Here is an 18,251-nt window from a genome sequence, read left to right as displayed (position 1 = left end):
CTTGGAGCGCATGGCCGCCGTCATGCAGCATGTTCACAGCAACTACGAAATCGACCTGTTCCAAGACCTGCTCAAAGCCGTTGCCCGCGAAACCGGCGCGCCGTTCAGCATGGAAGAACCAAGCCTGAAAGTCATCGCCGACCACATCCGCTCCTGCTCGTTCCTGATTGCAGACGGCGTATTGCCTTCCAACGAAGGCCGCGGCTATGTACTGCGCCGCATTATCCGCCGCGCCGTACGCCACGGTTACAAACTGGGTCAAAGCAAACCATTCTTCCACAAACTGGTGGCCGATTTGGTCAAAGAGATGGGCGACGCCTACCCTGAATTGAAAGAAAAACAAGCTCAAATCGAAGAAGCGTTGAAAAACGAAGAAAGCCGTTTTGCCCAAACTCTGGAAACCGGTATGGCTTTGTTGGAAAACGCATTGGCCAAAGGCAGCAAAAAACTCGATGGCGAAATCATCTTCAAACTCTACGATACCTACGGTTTCCCATACGACTTGACTGCCGACATCTGCCGCGAACGCAATATCGAACTGGACGAAGCAGGCTTCAACCGAGAAATGGAAGCCCAACGCGCCCGCGCCCGCGCCGCACAAAGCTTCAAAGCCAACGCCCAACTGCCTTACGACGGTCAAGACACCGAGTTTAAAGGTTATAGCGAACGCCAAACCGAATCCAAAGTTCTCGCCCTCTACAAAGACGGCGAGCAAGTCAACGAATTGAACGAAGGCGACGAAGGTGCCGTCGTTATCGACTTTACCCCGTTCTATGCAGAATCCGGCGGTCAAGTCGGCGACGTCGGCTATATCTTCGCAGGCGAAAACCGCTTTGAAGTACTCGATACCCAAAAAATCAAAGCGGCCGTATTCGGCCAATTCGGCGTACAAACTTCAGGCCGTCTGAAAGTCGGCGACAGCGTTACCGCCAAAGTGGATGACGAAATCCGCAATGCCAATATGCGCAACCACAGCGCGACCCACTTGATGCACAAAGCCCTGCGCGATGTATTGGGCGAGCACGTTGAACAAAAAGGCTCTTTGGTTACCGCCGAATCCACCCGTTTCGACATTTCCCATCCTCAAGCGGTAACTGCCGAAGAAATCGCCGAAGTCGAACGCCGCGTCAACGAAGCCATTTTGGCCAACGTTGCCGTTAACGCCGCCATTATGAGCATGGAAGATGCCCAAAAAACCGGCGCCATGATGCTCTTCGGCGAAAAATACGGCGACGAAGTCCGCGTACTGCAAATGGGCGGTTTCTCTACCGAATTGTGCGGCGGTACACACGTTTCACGCACCGGCGACATCGGCCTCTTCAAAATCATCAGCGAAGGCGGTATTGCCGCAGGCGTACGCCGTATCGAAGCCATTACCGGCCTGAACGCACTCAAATGGGCGCAAGAGCAAGAGCGTTTAGTTAAAGATATTATTGCCGAAACCAAAGCCCAAACCGAAAAAGACGTACTGGCGAAAATCCAAGCAGGTGCGGCACACGCCAAAGCATTGGAAAAAGAACTCGCCCGCGCCAAAGCCGAACTCGCCGTCCACGCAGGCGCCAAACTCTTGGATGATGCAAAAGACTTGGGTTCAGCCAAACTCGTTGCCGCACAAATCGAAGCCGATGCCGCAGCCCTGCGCGAAATCGTGACCGACTTAACCGGCAAATCCGACAACGCCGTGATTCTTTTGGCGGCAGTGAACGACGGCAAAGTCTCCCTGTGCGCCGGCGTATCCAAAGCCCTGACCGGAAAAGTAAAAGCCGGCGACTTGGTCAAATTTGCAGCCGAACAAGTCGGCGGCAAAGGCGGCGGTAGACCGGATTTGGCACAGGCCGGTGGAACGGATGCTTCCCAAGTTGGGGCGATGCTGGATTCGGCAGAAGGTTGGGTTAGAGAGAAGCTGTAATTAGAAAAGTGCAGGCTGCCTGAAAGTGGTTTTCAGGCAGCCTGTTAAACAAAATCCGTTATTTATTTAGGAGCATTGCATGAGCACGGCAGACGCAATACGGCGCAAGCAAGCAAGCAAGCAAGCAAATTATAACATAAAAATCAATACTGTATCAAACAACTCCTTCTGTTGTGGAGGGGTTTGATATGGCAGGCAACAAATCCCTTCACGCGGCAAACCGCGCCAAAAACGACGAGTTCTACACCCAGCTTTCCGACATCGAAAACGAGCTGCGGCACTACAAACATCATTTCAAAGACAAAACTGTCTATTGCAACTGCGACGACCCGCGCGTCAGCAATTTCTTCCATTATTTTTCTTACAATTTCGAGCATCTCAGCCTGAGAAAGCTGATTGCCACCTGCTACAAAAACCAAAACAGCGACCTGTTCAGCCAAAACGACAGCGAACAGGCGGTTTATTTGGAATACACGGGCGATAAAGACGGCAACGGCATTCCCACGCCCGACGAAATCGCCGTCAAACCGCTGAAAGGCGACGGCGATTTCCGCAGTGAGGAATGTATCAAACTGTTGAAACAGGCTGATATAGTCGTAACCAATCCGCCGTTTTCGCTGTTTCGGGAATATGTGGCGCAATTAGTGGAATACGGCAAACACTTCATCATCATCGGCAATAAAAACGCCATTACCTACAAAGAAATTTTTCCGCTGATTAAAAACAATAAAATGTGGCTGGGTTCTACGCCGATGGGAACGGATATGCTATTCGGCGTACCTGATAACTATGCCGAAATCCTTGTTGAAGTCGATGCTGTTGTTTCAAATCAAAGAATATTATCTTTCAAGCTACCCCTATCCTTCACGCAAATCCGTGCCTGACTGTTGGCGCAGTAAAATTTTCAGGTAGCCTCAAACTTCCGAAAGGCTACCTGAAAGCGTCAGCTTCAACGAAGTTAAAATGCAAAAGCAGCCTGCACCTTCCCTCAAACGGGGTGCAGGCTGCTTTTCTGTTCGGCAGGCCTAACCGCAGCCGCCGCATTTGCCGCAGCCGCTGCTGCAATCGTGTTTCGTTTTTTTGGGTTTGAACACAAACTTCCGCAGCAAGAACACCACGCAGGCGAGCATGATGATGGCGACTATAATAAATTGCATTTGAATCATCATAATATCCTTGAAGTAATTTGATACACGATAAAAGCCGCAAGGTAGGCGAGTGCGAACATATAGCCTGTAATTATAGCCGTTTGTTTCAGCGATTTGGTTTCGCGCCGAATCACGGCCAAAGTGGCGGCGCACATGGGGGCATAGACATACCAAGCCAGGAAGGCGAAGGCGGTGGGCAGGCCCCAGTTGCTGTGGACGATGGGAATCAGCGCGTTTTGCACCGCATCTTCGGACGACGCGCCCACGGCATACACCGTGCCCAGTGCGGCCACGACCACTTCGCGTGCGGCAATGCCCGGAATCATGGCGATACACATTTCCCAAGTGAAGCCCAGCGGGGCGAACAGCGGCTGGATGGCGTGGCCGATCATACCGGCCAGGCTGTAATCAATCGCTGCGCCGGTTGCACCTTCGGGCGGCGCAGGCCAGCTGACCAAGCCCCACAGAATCACGGTCAGCGCGAAAATAATCGTGCCGGCGCGTTTCAGGAAGGCCTTCACCCTGTCCCACAGGCTGGTCATGATGTGTTTGAAGTTGGGCGTACGGAAGGTGGGCAGCTCCATCAACAGCGGAAACTGCTGCACGTTGCCTTTAATCCGCGCCAGCCGTTTCATGAGGTAGGCGGCGAGTGCGGCGGACAGGATGCCTGCGATATAGAGCACAAACAGCGTCAGCCCTTGCAGATTGAATATGCCGAACACGGTTTGATTGGGGATGACGGCGGCGATAATCAACGCGTACACGGGCAGCCGCGCGGAGCAGGTCAGCAGCGGGGCGACGGCGATGGTAACCAGCCGTTCGCGCGGGTCGTGGATGGTGCGGGCGGACATCACGGCGGGCACGGCGCAGGCGAAGCTGGACAGCAGCGGAATGAACGAACGGCCGGACAATCCGCTTTTCGCCATCACGTTATCCAGCAAAAACGCGGCGCGCGGCAGGTAGCCCGAGTCTTCCAGCAGCAGGATGAAGGCGAACAGGATGGTAATCTGCGGCAGGAACACCAGCACGCTGCCCGTGCCGGCAATCACTCCGTTCACGATTAAATCGTTCAAAATACCGGGCTGCATATTGGCGGCCACCCATTCGCCCAGCCAACCGAAGCCGCCTTCGATGGCTTCCATAATCGGCGCGGCCCAAGTGTACACCGCTTGGAACACCATAAACAGAATCACCATCAGCAAAACCACGCCCCACACGGGGTGCAGCACGATTTCGTCCAATTTTTTGTGCCAGGCGGGCAAAGTCATTTCCGTGCGCACGACTTGCGCCAAAATGGATTCGACTTCGTGATAAAGCGCATCGCTGTCCAATTCGTCCAACGTGCGTTCGGCGGAAGCGGGGTTGGCGGGGAACGAGCGTTTGCGCGGCAACTGCGCCACCGCTTCGCGCACCGCCTGCACGCCCGACGCGCTCACGGCCACGGTTTCCAGCACGGGCACGCCCAACAGTTCACTCAATTTGGCCGCGTCGATATTCAACCCGCGCCGCTGCGCCACATCGCTCATGTTCAGCGACACCACCATCGGCAGTTTCAACGTTTTCAGTTCCAAAATCATGCGCAGCGTCATGCGCAGGTTGGTCGCGTCGGCCACGGCGATAATCGCATCGGGCGGAATGCCGAGTTTGCCCACCGCCACGTCTTTCGCCACCGCTTCGTCGGGGCTGGTGGTGCGCAGGCTGTATGTGCCGGGCAAATCGACAATGCGCACGGCTTCGTCGTCCAAAAACGCGCCTTCGCGCTTGTCCACCGTTACGCCCGGATAGTTGGCCACTTTGGCGTGTGCGCCGGTCAGCCCGTTGAACAACACGGTTTTGCCGCAGTTCGGCGCGCCGATGAGGGCGAAATAGCTCAGTTCCATCGTATTTCCTTTTTGATTTTTTTCGGTTTTCCGCATGCAGGCTGCTTTCGGGCGGCACGGAACGGGTTTCAGGCAGCCTGCACTTTGGTCGGCAGGGTTGCAGGCTGCTTTTTCATTTTAACTTCGTTGAAGCTGACGCTTTCAGGTAGCCTTTAAGGTGCAGGCTGCTTTTGTTCCTCATCGACCAAATGGCACATAATCTTCCCCGCCTCATCGCGCCGCAGCGAAAACTGCGACTGGTTGCCCAAGCGCACCGCAAACGGTCCGCGTCCGAAGCCGCCCACGGCAATCACCTGCAAAGGCATGCCGCCGGAAAAACCCAAATCCGCCAAACGGCGCGATACCAAGGCATCGAGTTCGCCGAACACGGGATTGGGGACAATGGAATCGATATGCGCAACCACGCCTTTGCGCAGCTGGGAGAGTGGGATGGTGGACATAGTTGGGCTCTCTAGAACGAAGTTGGTAGTTTCACGGCAAAAATGGTTTTGATTATTTTTTCTTGCCAAAGTTACTATGATAATAAATCTTATTAACGTAGAACTCAAACTGAAAACCGCAATCATTTTAGCTTTATTAGACCTCTTGCGAAAGTATCCTGAAGATTTACAATTTCCAAATGAAATACGAAAACCGCATCCAAAAAAAGCGACAGGGAATTCAAACGGCTCACAGGTGTAACGCCCGTCCTTTTTCATGAGATGCTGCAAGTCACCACAGAAGCAGAAAGCCGGAAGGTCAAGTCGGGCAGGCCGCATACGCTCGGTTTGGCAGACCAACTGCTGCTTGCCCTAAGTTATCTGCGCCATTACCATACCCAACTCGAATTGGCCGCTATCTACGGTCTTTCTGAAAGTAATGTCTGCCGCACCATCCGTAAAACCGAGGACGCCCTCATCCGTTGCAAACGCTTTTCCCTGCCAAAACACAAGAATCCGGGCGATCAAACGGTCATCATTGACGTTACCGAAAGCCCGATTGAACGTCCCAAAAAAACAGCGGCAGTATTACAGCGGCAAGAAAAAGCGACATACGGTTAAAATCCAGGTCATATACGGCAGAGAAACTGAAAAAATCATCAGTATCCGGACGGGGATGGCTGCCCAGCATGACATGCGTTTAGCCAAGAAGCACCTTGCAGAGCTTTATCCCTACAAAATAGTCATTGCGGATAAGGGTTATCAAGGATTGGCTAAAACCGGATTACAGACCCCGAAAAAGAAATCCAAACATCATCCGCCGGACAAACAGGATAAAGAGGCGAACAGGCGGTTAGGCAAACTCAGAACTGTCATCGAGCACATCAACAGGAAGCTGAAGATATTCAAAATCTTGTCGCTGCCTTACCGCAACAGGCGGAAACGGTTCGGGTTAAGGGCAAATCTGATTGCAGGACTGGTTAATGCGATGGGATGAATATTTTCGCAAGAGGTCTATTAAGTAAATTATTGCGTTACCTAAAAAAAGAATGATTTTCTGCTCAAGGCAAGACGATATGGCATCATAGGCCGAGAAGAAGGCCACCTGAAAATGTAATGCAGCAAAGCTCCTGCAAAGCTAAATTTTCAAGTAGCCTTTTAGTTTGTTTCCCCATGTTGCTGAAGCAGCTTTCTATGTAGGTTAACGGTCTGGTGCTGGCGCTCCACCATATGTAAATGAAGCTATTTAGCCACACATAATCCCTACCTGATAAACCGCACCTATTGCGTATTTCAGCCCAACCATTACTCTATTAAACCATTTAAATAAAAACAAATCTTTACGGAAATTTAAAAAATAAACAAAATGGTGTATGATTATTCTTACGATATGCCTGGAGCCGTTATATAGTCGTTCCAAATAGGAATGAAACCAGGCGGCAAGCTGCAGATAGTATTAGATTAACCATAAGTAGCCTTTTTGATTTAATGCCAATCATGCCCGGCAATGAACTGCTATCATTTTGTTGGTAATGAAAGTCCACAGACACACTCTTACCACCATGCAGCGAGCCATCAGCAATATACAGACTAACGCTGCAGCATTCCTTCGTTAATCACCCTACTCCACTCAAAGGATATCCAAACATGACAACCCGCACCGAACACGACCTCCTAGGCGAACGCGAAATCCCTGCTGCCGCCTACTGGGGCATCCACACCCTGCGCGCAGTGGAAAACTTCCAAATCTCCGGGCAGAAAATCTCCGACGTGCCCCAGTTTGTGCGCAGCATGATGATGGTGAAGAAAGCTGCAGCCCAGGCCAACGGCGAGCTGGGCGCACTCAAGCCCGAAATCGCCGCCGCCATTGCCCAAGCCTGCGACGAAGTGCTGCTCAACGGCCGTTGCCTCGACCAGTTCCCATCCGACGTATTCCAAGGCGGCGCCGGCACTTCGGTGAATATGAACACCAACGAAGTCATCGCCAACCTCGCATTGGAAGCCTTAGGCCACGCCAAAGGCCGCTACGACATCGTCAACCCCATGGATCATGTGAACGCCAGCCAATCCACCAACGACGCCTACCCCACCGGCTTCCGGCTGGCTGTATACACCAGCATTGGCGAACTATTGGGCAAACTGGCACACCTGAAAGATACCTTTGCTGCCAAAGCCGATGAATTCAAAGATATACTAAAAATGGGCCGCACCCAGCTGCAAGATGCCGTGCCCATGACTGCCGGCCAGGAATTCCAATCCTTCCAAGTGCTGCTGGCAGAAGAAGAAACCAACCTCGAACGCACCCGCCAACTGCTGTTGGAAGTGAACCTCGGCGCCACCGCCATCGGCACAGGCATCAACACGCCGCAAGGCTACGCGCCGCTGGCCGTGCAAAAACTCTCCGAAATCAGCGGTCTGCCCTGCAAGCTCACCGAAAACCTGATTGAAGCCACTTCCGACTGTGGCGCCTATGTGATGGTGCACGGCGCCCTGAAGCGCACCGCAGTGAAGCTCTCCAAAATCTGCAACGACCTGCGCCTGCTCTCCTCTGGCCCGCGTGCCGGCCTGAAAGAAATCAACCTGCCGGAAATGCAGGCCGGCTCATCGATTATGCCCGCCAAGGTGAATCCCGTGATTCCCGAAGTGGTAAACCAAGTTTGCTTCAAAGTAATCGGCAACGACACCACCATCACCTTTGCCGCTGAAGCCGGCCAGCTCCAACTCAACGTGATGGAACCGGTTATCGCGCAATCCATGTTTGAAAGCATCTCGCTCTTAGGCAACGCCGCCGTTACCCTGGCCGACAAATGCGTGCACGGCATCACGGTAAACCGCGAAATCTGCGAACGCTACGTCTTCAACTCCATCGGCCTGGTAACCTATCTCAACCCCTATATCGGCCACGAAAACGGCGACTTGGTAGGCAAAATCTGCGCCCAAACCGGCAAAACCGTGCGCGAAGTAGTGCTGGAGCGCCAGCTCTTGAGCGAAGCGGAGCTAGACCGCATCCTGTCGCCACAAAACCTGGCCGATCCGCATTTGTAAGCTTGAGTTGAAACAAAATAAAGGCTACCTGAAAACCGATTACTGGTTTTCAGGTAGCCTTTTGTTTAATGCTTAAATACAGCTATTCCACCTTGGGCGTGCGGTGGGAGCCGCGCACCATGTCGAGCAGGAACAGGCGGCAGTCGAGGTTGCCGTTATACAGGGGAATTTTGCGCTTGGGCGACAGGCGCATGAGTTTGGGCAGGTCGCGGTCGGCGGTGAGCAGGCCGCAGAGCCAGCCGGGGTAGTACTGTTTGAGCCAGGAGCCGAGCTGGGGGTAGAGCGCGTGCAGAGTGTGGATTTCTTCGAGGCGCACGCCGTAGGGCGGATTGGAGAGAAGGATGCCGTTTTCGCCGTTGGAGCGGGTGTCGCGCACGTCGGCTACCTGAAAAACGATGTGCTCGGCCACTTGGGCTTCGCGGGCGTTGATGGCGGCAGTTTGAATCAGGCGGCGGTCGGTGTCGCTGCCGGCGATGGGCGCGGGAGCTTGCGGCAACACGGCGGCTTGGGCTTCTTGGCGCAAGCGCTGCCAGAGGGCGGCATCAAAGTTGTCCAGCTGCTCAAAACCGAAACGGCGGTCGAGGCCGGGCGCGCGCCGGATGGCGATAAGGGCGGCTTCAATGGGGAGGGTGCCGCTGCCGCAGAAAGGGTCTTGGAAAGGCTGGTTGCCGTTGTAGCCGGCGAGCAGGAGCAGGCCGGCGGCGAGGTTTTCGCGCAAGGGGGCGGCACCGGTGTCTTGGCGGTAGCCGCGTTTGAACAGGGCTTCGCCGCTGGTATCGATGAAGATGGCGGCGTGCTGCTCGCTGATGAAGGCGTGGATGCGGATGTGCGGATTGGCTTTGTCCACGCTGGGGCGTTGGCCTTGGCTGCTGCGGAAGCGGTCGCACAGGCCGTCTTTGATTTTGAGGGCGGTAAAGTCGAGGCTTTTCACGCGGGCGCGTTTGCCTTCCACTTTGATTTTGAAGGTTTGCCCGGCATGGAACCAGTCTTCCCAACGAATGCTTTTGGCGGCGCGATAAATGTCGTCTTCGCTGCGATAGGGCTGTTTGGCCAGTTGCAGCAGGATACGGCTGGCGGTGCGGGAATGAAGGTTGGCGCGGTAGGTGGCTTCGAGGCTGCCTTGGCAGGATACGCCGCCATCGGTGGGGGCGATATGGGTGCAGCCTTGGGCGGCAAGCTCTTGGGCGAGGATGGTTTCGAGGCCGCGTGGGCAGGTGGCGAAGAGGGTGTGGATGGTCATGGCTGGCAATCGGGTTAGTTGGGGCTGGGATTATAGCGGGAAACGGACGGATTGCGGCGGGAGGCTACCTGAAAAGCATCCGGCGGCAGCTTGGGCAGTATCATTGCCATTTTAATCCGCTATACAATACGGGATTTTCGGTTTCAGGTAGCCTTAATATATGAACACAGATTTCTCGGCCCAGCTGGTATGCTGGCAAAAGCAACACGGGCGGCACGGCCTGCCTTGGCAGGTGCGCGAGCCGTATGCGGTGTGGCTTTCGGAGATTATGCTACAGCAAACGCAGGTGGCCACCGTGTTGGCATACTACCCGCGTTTTCTGGCGGCATTTCCAAACGTGGCCGCGCTGGCTGCGGCGGATGAAGACGAAGTGCTCGCGCTGTGGGCCGGGCTGGGCTACTACAGCCGCGCCCGCAATCTGCATGCGGCGGCCAAACAGGTGGTGCACGATTTCGGCGGCCGCTTTCCCGATACGCGCCAAGACCTGGAAACGCTCAAGGGCGTGGGGCGCAGCACAGCGGCGGCGATTGCCGCCTTTGCCTTCGGCCGGCGCGAAGCAATTTTAGACGGCAATGTGAAGCGCGTTTTGTGCCGCGTGTTTGCGCAAGACGGGGCAATCGGTGACAAAAAATTTGAAACTGCTTTGTGGGATTTAGCCGAAAGCCTGCTGCCCGCAGCCGAGGAAATGCCCCCCTACACGCAAGGGCTGATGGACTTGGGCGCGCTGGTGTGCAAACGCAGCAAACCGCGCTGCGATGCCTGCCCGATGGCGGAAATCTGCCTGGCCAAGCAGCAAGGGCGGATTGCCGAGCTGCCGCGCAAAAAAACCGTGGTAGCGGTGAAGGAGGTGGCGCTGTATTGGCTGGTGTTGCGCGACAAACAGGGCCGGGTGCTGCTGGAAAAACGCCCAGCCGGCGGCATTTGGGGCGGGCTCTACTGCGTGCCCTGCTTTGAGCGGTTGGATGATTTGTATGAGCGCGCAGCCGCTTTCGGCGTGGCCGCGGAAGATTTGGCCGAAGGAGATTTGGTGAGCCACCGCCTCACGCACCGCCTGTTGCAGATTACGCCTTTACAGGCAAACGGAGTGGCGGCTGCGGCACACGGCAGCCTGTGGGCTAATGCGGCGGAATACGGTTTGCCCAAGCCGCTGGCAGAATATTTGCGGCGCGGGTAAAGCAAGAGGCTACCTGAAACTTATATTGCAACGCCCAGCTTCGCCAGCAGCCAATCTAAATAAAACAGGCTGTAAATCGCCGCGAGTGCCAACACAATGCCGGCTTGATTCACTGCCGAAATCTTTTCCTTGAACGCCAGCGCGCCGGTGAGCGTGCCCAACGCAATCACGCCCAAGTTCATGCCGGCAAATACCAAGGTCGGGTCGCCGGAAAACGCATGGTGTGCCTTGATATAAAACAGGATATTGCCAAAATTCAATAATCCCAGCAGCAGCCCGCCGGCAAAATCCGCTGCCTTGAGCGGTTTGCCCTGCCGCCACACATAACCCCACATCAGCACGCAAGCCAGCGCGAAGGCCACAAACAGATTCAACGACATCGCCTGCCCGGTTTTGGATAATTGCTTGAACAGAATATCGATTACCCCAAAGCCCAACCATACCCCCGCCAGCCAAAACATCCCGCCATCCTGCTTGCCCTTACCCGGCTTGTAGAGCAAAGCCGCCAGCGCGCTGAAAGCCAGCACGATGCTCACGATTTTATTGCTGTTTAGCCGTTCGCCAAACAGCAAGAAAGCCGCCAACACCGGTAACACCAGCGACAGACGCTGCGCCGCATCCGAGCGCACAATCCCAGCCTGTTCCACCGCCCGCGCCATCACCACAAAAATGCTCGGCAACAGCACGCCCAAAGCCAAAAACGGCCACAGGCCGCCAATATCCGCCCCGCGCAGGCTATCCAGCGGCGGCGCAAGCAGCAGCCAGCAGCAGGCCGTAGCCACAATATAGTTCACCGCAATTGCGTGTTCAATATGAATTCCTTGTTTGCGCGCTATTTTCAGCAACACAGAAACCGCCACACTGCACAACACCGCCAAGGCGAGAAACTGCCATGTCCAGGAGGCAGGAAGAAAAGATAAAGCAGATAAAACCGGCATAATTGATATTTAACGATAAAAGAGAAAAAAGAAAGGGCAGGATGGCAGCTTAGAAAAAATCGAAATCCATCTGCTCCGGCAGCTCAATAGAAACAACCTGCTGCTCAGCCGCCAACTGCAACAGCTTGCGCTTGCGCAAACGGCACAGGCGCAGCACATTCTGCTTCTGCGTATCCGTAAGCTTCAGCCAATACAGCCGCTCCTCACGGCTGCGCAAACAGCCTTTGCAATAGCCCTTGCTATTGGCCTGACAAACACCGATGCAGGGGCTGGGAATGCTGAAAAATTCGAGTTGTTCCATAGTGTGTGCGAAACGCTGCGCGAAGGCGGCATTGTATAGCAAGCGTTTGGGTGGAAGCCAGCGGCAGAAGGGATTAGCTGAACATGCCATACCACCATATTCCGGCGAAGCTGAAATTTTCAGGTAGCCTCACCAAGCAAGCAGCCGACATCAATCTTCGCTATTTATTAGGCATCCACCAAACCCGCAAATATCCCCTGCCCCACCAAAAGGCTACCTGAAAACCCATTCCGCTATATAATCGCCCGGTTTTCTCACTCTTAAGGCTACCTGAAACCATGAAAGCCATGATCCTGGCCGCCGGGCGCGGCGAGCGGATGCGCCCGCTTACCGACGCCCTGCCCAAACCCATGCTCCCCTGCGGCCGCGAGCCGCTCATCGGCTGGCATTTGCGCCGCCTGGCCGCCGCCGGTATCAGAGAAATCGTTATTAACCACGCCTGGCTCGGCGAAAAAATTGAACAAGGCCTCGGCAACGGCAGCCGTTATGGCGTGTCTATCCAATATTCGCCCGAAGCACCCGGCGGGCTGGAAACCGCCGGCGGCATCGCTACCGCCCTGCCGCTCTTGGGCAGCGAGCCTTTCCTGGTAATCAACGGTGACATCCTCACCGATTTCGACTGCCGCGCCGCCGTCGAGCGTGCCGCCCAAATGAGCGCGCACACCCTCGCCTACCTCTGGCTCGTGCCCAACCCCCCGCACCACCCGCAAGGCGACTTCCGCCTACAAACCGGCGGCCAAGTTAGCGACGCCGAAATCCCGCAGCCTGCCCACACCTTCAGCGGCATCGGCCTCTACCGTCCCGAGCTGTTCGCCCACACCGCCGCCCACCAACGCGCCAAACTCGCTCCCCTGCTGCGCCAAGCCATGCAGCAAGGCCAAGTGTGCGGCGAAATGCACACCGGCCTGTGGCTGGATGTGGGCACGCCCGAACGCCTGCAGGAAGCCACCCGCATCAGCGAACAGTGGGCAGGCTGAGCCCCTTTATTTACAATCCGTTTTCAGGTAGCCTCAAGCCTTTTTAAAGCTACCTGAAACCCAAACCCTTACCGGACGATCTACTTATGACCAAACACACCCTCGAACGATACAACCAAGAACAACACACCGCCCAAGAAGCCCAGCGCCTTGCCCAGCAAATCATCTTCGGCCCCATCGCCTTCCAAGCCTCCCGCCTGATGGTGAAATTCGGCATCCTCGAACGGCTCAACCGCGCTGCCGAAGGCCAAACCCTGGAAGAAATCGCCCGAGAAGCCAAGCTCAGCCGCTACGCCGCCCAAGTGCTGCTCGAAGCCTCCCTCTCCATCGGCACCGTCCTCTGCGAAAACGAACGCTACCGCATCAGCAAAGCCGGCTGGTTTTTAATCAAAGACCCCCTATCCCCCATCAACATGGATTTCGTGCACGACGTCTGCTACCAAGCCGCATTCGACCTCGAAGCCGCCCTGCTCGAAGGCCGACCCGCCGGGCTCAAAGTATTCGGCAACTGGCCCACCATCTACGAAGGCCTCTCCAGCCTTCCCCCGCGCGCCCTCGAGAAATGGCTCGCCTTCGACCACTTCTATTCCGACCAATCCTTCCCCGCCGCACTGGAAATCGTCTTTTCCCAACCCGTCCGCCGCCTGCTCGACGTGGGCGGCAACACCGGCCGCTGGGCGCTGCAATGCGTAGCGCACAACCCGGCAGTGCAGGTTACCATCATGGATTTGCCCCAACAAATCCAACTGATGAAAGAGCATACCGCCCGCCTGCCCGGCGCCGACCGCATCCACGGCCACCCCGCCAACCTGCTCGACCCCACCACCCCCTTCCCCGAAGGCTTCGACGCCATCTGGATGAGCCAATTCCTCGACTGTTTTACCGAACAGCAAGTTACCTCCATCCTCAGCCGCGCTGCTGCCAGCATGAGCGAAAACAGCACCCTCTATATCCTCGAGCCCCTGTGGGACAGGCAAAAATACGAAACCGCCGCCTACTGTCTCACCCAAACCAGCCTCTACTTCACCGCCCTGGCCAACGGCAACAGCAAAATCTTCCACAGCGCCGACCTCAGCCGCTGCATCGAAGCCGCCGGCCTGCAAATAGCCAAAATCCACGACAACCTCGGCCTCGGCCACAGCCTCTTGTGCTGCAAGAAAGCGTAAAATAGAAAAAGGCTACCTGAAAAACCAAACCGCAGTTTTCAGGTAGCCTCCAACCCGCATAAAAGGAAACCGCCATGCAAGCCATCAAACTAGCCCTCATCCTATCCGCCGCCACCCTGCCCCTTACCGCCCAAGCCAAGCAGCCTGCCAGACAAGCCGCCGGCCTGCCCCAATTCATCCGCAGCATCAACCGGGACGCGCCCATCAAATCCGGCCCCTTCACCATCCGCCGCGCTGCCGCACAAGGCGGCAACATCCTGATTGATGCCGCCATCGACAGCCAACTGCTGCCCCTGCCACCTGCTGCCGAACGCGAGCACACCATCCAAGCCCTGCAAACCCTTACCGAAGCCTCCTGGTGCGAACATCCCCAATTCCCCGCCCTCAACCAAACTCGCAGCCTCACCACCCGCTACACCATCAGCGGCGAAACCGTCCCCATCAACCTCACCATCCCTGCCGGCCGCTGCGCCCAAATCCAAAGCAGCCAAAGCCCGGCGCAGCAGGAAGAAAACGGCCAAATCGCCGCCCTCATCCTCCTCATTCCCGGCATGAACCAGCGCCTTCCCCTCACCGAAGACAAGCTCACCCTGCAACGCGTCCGCTTCGACCACACCGCGTGCACCATGCACAAACACCTCACCCTCAACGACCCCGAGCTCGCCAAACAGCCCGCCACACAAATCCGCGCCAAACTGCAGGCCGAAGCCCGCACCCTCGTGTGCGACGACCCCCTGCTCGCCCAAAGCAACCGCTACTACCCCACCACCCACCACTTCACCCTCCCCGGCCAATCCGAAACCTTCGAAGCCACCGTTGCCAAAAACAGCTGCACCGAAGACGCGAAATAAACCGCCCGGACACACAAAGGCTACCTGAAACCCCGTTCCGAGTTTTCAGGTAGCCTTTATCGCATCAATCAAACTGTATCAAGACCCGCTAAACAGGCTCTTAAACCACAGCACGATGCTGTCCCACAGGCGGCCAAAGAAGCCGGCTTCGGCCACGTCGTTGAGCGCCACCACGTCTTTCTGCGCCACCACGCGGTTTTGCGCGTCCATAAATTTTACGGTGCCGAGCACTTGGCCTTTGCTAATCGGCGCGAGCACGGGCTGCACGGTTTCCAGCACGGGCTGCAGCTGCGCGGCCTGGCCGTGCGGCACGGTGATGTAGGTGGCGTCGATAAAGCCCACGTTCACAGCGTTATCCGCGCCTTTGTACACTTTCACCTGCGAAATGGCGGTTTCGGCATCATACAGCTTAGGCGTGTCGTAGGATTGCAGCGCCCAGTTGAGCAGTTTGCTGCTCTCGGCGGCACGCGCCTGCATACTTTCGGTGCCCACCACCACGGAAATCACGCGGCGGCCGTTGCGTTTGCTGGAGGCCACCAGGTTGTAGCCTGCGCTGTCGGTGTGGCCGGTTTTCATGCCGTCCACGTCGGGGTCGCGGTAGAGCAGCAGGTTGCGGTTGGGCTGGGTGATGTTGTTGTAGCTGTAAGACTGGATGGAATAAAGCGGATAGTATTGCGGATAGTCGTGGATGATGGCGGCGGAAAGGGTGATGAGGTCTTGCACCGAGGTGTAGTGCTGCGCGCCGGGCAAGCCGGTGCTGTTTTCAAAATGGGTGTCTTTCATGCCGAGCCGTTTGGCTTCGGCGTTCATCAGCTGCACAAACTGCGCCTCGCTGCCGGCCACGGCTTCGGCCAGGGTGATGGAGGCATCGTTGCCGGACTGCACAATCAGGCCTTTGAGCAAATCGTCCACGCGGGCGGGGGTTTTCGGGTCGAGGAACATACGCGAACCTTCCGCTTTCCAGCCCTGCTCGGAAACGGTAAAGGTTTGATCTGGTTTGAGTTTACCTTCTTCCAGCGCTTTAAACACCAAATAGGCGGTCATCAGCTTGGTGAGCGAGGCGGGCTCGATGTGTTCGTTTAATTTGTGCGAGGCAAGCATCTGGCCACTTTGCGCGTCATACACGGCATAGGCCGAGGCTTTGATTTCGGGCAAACCCACGGCGGTTACGGGCTGGGTGGCGGCGGAATTGGCAGCGGCAGCCGGAGCGGAAGCGGCAGGGGCAGAGGCTTGGCGGGGGGCGGAAGCGGCTTGCGGCGCGGCCTGCACCTGCCAGCCGGCCACTAAAAGAGATAGGGTGAGGAGGGTGAGTTTTTGTTTCATTGCGTTGTCTGTTGAATTGGATTGAATGGCTTGCCGCCGGCAGGCTTGGGATTGAGGCTACCTGAAAGCGGAACTGCAAGGAAGTTAAAGCGCAGCGGAGGTTCTGCAAAGCAGAAATTTTTCAGGTAGCCTGCCGCCAAAAGCCAATCATGCGGCAAAATTGCGCCGATTATAGCTGCTCAAGCTTGTATTGCTAAGCGTTTAACCTGATTTTTCTTGCCAGCGGCGGCGCAAACGGAGTATCTTGCCGCTTTTCAAAACGATTTCAGACACCGCCATCATGCCTTTGCCCCACACCGACTACCTCACCCGCATCCTCACCGCCTCCGTTTACGACGTGGCCGCCGAAACGCCGCTGGATTTTGCCCGCAACCTTTCCGCGCGCAGCGGCAACCGCATCCTGCTCAAACGCGAAGACCTCCAGCCCGTGTTCTCCTTCAAAATCAGGGGCGCATACAACAAAATGGCCAAGCTGCCGCCCGAGCTGCTGCAGAAAGGCGTGATTACTGCCAGCGCCGGCAACCACGCCCAGGGCGTGGCGCTTTCCGCGCAAAAGCTCGGCTGCGAAGCCACCATCGTGATGCCCGAGACCACGCCGCAGATTAAAGTGGACGCCGTGCGCTCGCGCGGCGGCAAAGTGGTGCTCAAAGGCGTGTCGTTCAACGATGCCTACGACCACGCCGTAGAGCTGGCCAAAAGCAGCGGCCAGACCTATATCCCGCCGTTTGACGATCCCGACGTGATTGCCGGCCAAGGCACCATCGGGCTGGAAATCGTGCGCCAGCATTCCAAGCCGATTGATGCCGTGTTCGTGCCCATCGGCGGCGGCGGACTGGCGGCCGGCGTGGCTGTGTTCATTAAGCAGGTGCGCCCCGAAATCAAAGTAATCGGCGTGCAAACCCATGATTCTTGTGCCATGAAAACCTCCATCGAACACGGTCGCCTGGTTGAGCTCAAAGACGTCGGTCTGTTTTCAGACGGCACGGCAGTAAAGCTGGTGGGCGAAGAAACCTTCCGCCTGTGCCACGAATTTCTAGATGAAATCATCACAGTAGACACCGACGCCATCTGCGGCGCGCTCAAAGATATTTTCGACGACACCCGCAGCATCTGCGAGCCCGCCGGCGCGCTGGCCTTGGCCGGCCTCAAAACCTATGTCGCCCGCGAGCAGGCGCATGGCCAAACCCTGATTGCCGTCACCAGCGGTGCCAACATCAATTTCCACCGCCTGCGCCACGTTTCCGAGCGCAGCGAGCTGGGCGAAGGCAACGAAGGTATTTTTGCCGTGTCGATTCCCGAGCAGCCCGGCAGCTTCCTCAAGTTCATCAATATTTTGGGCAGCCGCAACATCACCGAATTCAACTACCGTTACGGCGACGACGCCACCGCGCACATTTTCGTGGGCATCCAAAGCAAAGGCGCGTCCGACCTGGCTGCCATCAGCGCCGAGCTCACCGCCGCCGGCCTGCCCAACACCGACCTCACCGACGACGAAACCGCCAAAATCCACATCCGCTACATGGTGGGCGGCCGCACCGGCAAAGTGGCACACGAGCGCCTGTTCAGCTTCGAGTTCCCCGAACGCCCCGGCGCGCTGGCCTACTTCCTCAGCCGGATGCAGAGCAGCTGGAACATCACCCTATTCCACTACCGCAACCACGGCTCGGATTACGGCCGCGTGCTGGTGGGCATCGACGTGCCGCCCGCCGACAACCAAGCCTTCGCCACCTTCCTGCAAGAGCTGGGCTATGTGCACACCGAGCAAACCGGCAACGCCGCCTACCGCCTATTCCTCGGCCAGGCCTAAATCTTTTCAGGTAGCCTCATCAGCCCGTTCAGGCTACCTGAAAACATAAGCTCTAGCGTAGTTCAAACCAAAA

General features: G+C 56.5%; 16 protein-coding genes and 1 pseudogene. 10 read left to right on the top strand and 7 right to left on the bottom strand.

What is annotated here, in order from left to right:
- Together alaS and ACO6EE_RS04190 are read left to right on the top strand one after the other, a co-directional pair.
- Nucleotides 1-1,909, top strand: a 1,909-nt coding sequence (gene alaS / locus ACO6EE_RS04195) for an alanine--tRNA ligase (protein WP_485959452.1), incomplete at its 5' end; no start/stop codon positions are given.
- A 188-nt stretch (nucleotides 1,910-2,097) separates the two neighbouring features.
- Entirely contained in the window at nucleotides 2,098-2,793 is a 696-nt protein-coding gene (locus tag ACO6EE_RS04190) for an adenine-specific methyltransferase EcoRI family protein (protein WP_485959451.1), read from the top strand.
- A 141-nt stretch (nucleotides 2,794-2,934) separates the two neighbouring features.
- On the opposite strand, the gene ACO6EE_RS04185 is transcribed toward ACO6EE_RS04190, so the two are convergent.
- The 3 genes from ACO6EE_RS04185 to ACO6EE_RS04175 form a co-directional block, all read right to left on the bottom strand.
- Nucleotides 2,935-3,075: a FeoB-associated Cys-rich membrane protein gene (locus ACO6EE_RS04185; protein ID WP_485959455.1), complete on the bottom strand. Its 141-nt coding sequence runs from the start codon at nucleotides 3,073-3,075 to the stop codon at nucleotides 2,935-2,937.
- On the bottom strand, nucleotides 3,075-4,937 hold the full coding sequence (gene feoB / locus ACO6EE_RS04180; RefSeq protein WP_485959449.1) for a ferrous iron transporter B: 1,863 nt from the start codon (nucleotides 4,935-4,937) through the stop codon (nucleotides 3,075-3,077). The genes ACO6EE_RS04185 and feoB overlap by 1 nt, the downstream gene beginning before the upstream one ends.
- 152 nt (nucleotides 4,938-5,089) lie before the next feature.
- The gene (locus ACO6EE_RS04175) at nucleotides 5,090-5,377 is read right to left on the bottom strand and encodes a FeoA family protein (RefSeq protein WP_485959447.1); all 288 of its coding nucleotides are present in this window, start codon (nucleotides 5,375-5,377) and stop codon (nucleotides 5,090-5,092) included.
- Nucleotides 5,378-5,556: 179 nt separating this feature from the next.
- Between ACO6EE_RS04175 and ACO6EE_RS04170 the strand changes: the two are divergent.
- Together ACO6EE_RS04170 and aspA are read left to right on the top strand one after the other, a co-directional pair.
- Nucleotides 5,557-6,353, top strand: a pseudogene (locus ACO6EE_RS04170) (IS5 family transposase).
- A gap of 650 nt (nucleotides 6,354-7,003) precedes the next feature.
- Entirely contained in the window at nucleotides 7,004-8,401 is a 1,398-nt protein-coding gene (aspA, locus tag ACO6EE_RS04165; protein ID WP_485959445.1) for an aspartate ammonia-lyase, read from the top strand.
- A gap of 82 nt (nucleotides 8,402-8,483) precedes the next feature.
- Here aspA and ACO6EE_RS04160 read toward each other — a convergent pair whose 3' ends face one another.
- On the bottom strand, nucleotides 8,484-9,641 hold the full coding sequence (locus tag ACO6EE_RS04160) for a THUMP domain-containing class I SAM-dependent RNA methyltransferase (RefSeq protein WP_485959443.1): 1,158 nt from the start codon (nucleotides 9,639-9,641) through the stop codon (nucleotides 8,484-8,486).
- Nucleotides 9,642-9,801: 160 nt separating this feature from the next.
- On the opposite strand from ACO6EE_RS04160, the gene mutY reads away from it, so the two are divergent.
- Nucleotides 9,802-10,815, top strand: coding sequence for an A/G-specific adenine glycosylase (gene mutY, locus ACO6EE_RS04155; RefSeq protein WP_485959441.1), 1,014 nt, complete (start codon nucleotides 9,802-9,804; stop codon nucleotides 10,813-10,815).
- A 20-nt stretch (nucleotides 10,816-10,835) separates the two neighbouring features.
- On the opposite strand, the gene ACO6EE_RS04150 is transcribed toward mutY, so the two are convergent.
- Entirely contained in the window at nucleotides 10,836-11,753 is a 918-nt protein-coding gene (locus tag ACO6EE_RS04150) for an EamA family transporter (RefSeq protein WP_485959439.1), read from the bottom strand.
- Between the two features lie 49 nt (nucleotides 11,754-11,802).
- On the bottom strand, nucleotides 11,803-12,054 hold the full coding sequence (locus tag ACO6EE_RS04145) for a DUF1289 domain-containing protein (protein ID WP_064085009.1): 252 nt from the start codon (nucleotides 12,052-12,054) through the stop codon (nucleotides 11,803-11,805).
- Nucleotides 12,055-12,137: 83 nt separating this feature from the next.
- Between ACO6EE_RS04145 and ACO6EE_RS04140 the strand changes: the two genes are divergently transcribed.
- From ACO6EE_RS04140 to ACO6EE_RS04125, 4 genes are all read left to right on the top strand, one after another.
- Nucleotides 12,138-12,275 carry a hypothetical protein gene (locus ACO6EE_RS04140; protein WP_485959437.1) on the top strand — a complete coding sequence of 46 codons (138 nt, stop codon included), beginning with the start codon at nucleotides 12,138-12,140 and terminating at the stop codon, nucleotides 12,273-12,275.
- 57 nt (nucleotides 12,276-12,332) lie between these two features.
- On the top strand, nucleotides 12,333-13,031 hold the full coding sequence (gene murU / locus ACO6EE_RS04135) for an N-acetylmuramate alpha-1-phosphate uridylyltransferase MurU (RefSeq protein WP_485959435.1): 699 nt from the start codon (nucleotides 12,333-12,335) through the stop codon (nucleotides 13,029-13,031).
- 86 nt (nucleotides 13,032-13,117) lie between these two features.
- Complete coding sequence (locus ACO6EE_RS04130) at nucleotides 13,118-14,197, top strand: FlxJ family methyltransferase (protein WP_485959433.1); 1,080 nt, start codon at nucleotides 13,118-13,120, stop codon at nucleotides 14,195-14,197.
- Nucleotides 14,198-14,271: 74 nt separating this feature from the next.
- On the top strand, nucleotides 14,272-15,048 hold the full coding sequence (locus ACO6EE_RS04125; RefSeq protein WP_485959432.1) for a hypothetical protein: 777 nt from the start codon (nucleotides 14,272-14,274) through the stop codon (nucleotides 15,046-15,048).
- A gap of 78 nt (nucleotides 15,049-15,126) precedes the next feature.
- On the opposite strand, the gene ACO6EE_RS04120 is transcribed toward ACO6EE_RS04125, so the two are convergent.
- On the bottom strand, nucleotides 15,127-16,371 hold the full coding sequence (locus tag ACO6EE_RS04120; RefSeq protein WP_485959430.1) for a D-alanyl-D-alanine carboxypeptidase family protein: 1,245 nt from the start codon (nucleotides 16,369-16,371) through the stop codon (nucleotides 15,127-15,129).
- A gap of 280 nt (nucleotides 16,372-16,651) precedes the next feature.
- Here ACO6EE_RS04120 and ilvA point away from each other — a divergent pair, with 280 nt between their 5' ends.
- A complete protein-coding gene (gene ilvA / locus ACO6EE_RS04115; protein WP_485959454.1) occupies nucleotides 16,652-18,178 on the top strand; it encodes a threonine ammonia-lyase, biosynthetic in 1,527 nt (508 codons plus the stop codon).
- Nucleotides 18,179-18,251: the final 73 nt, after the last annotated feature.

The sequence above is a fragment of the Eikenella sp. genome, from assembly GCF_057315495.1.
This window is presented reverse-complemented; position numbering and strand designations above follow the sequence as displayed.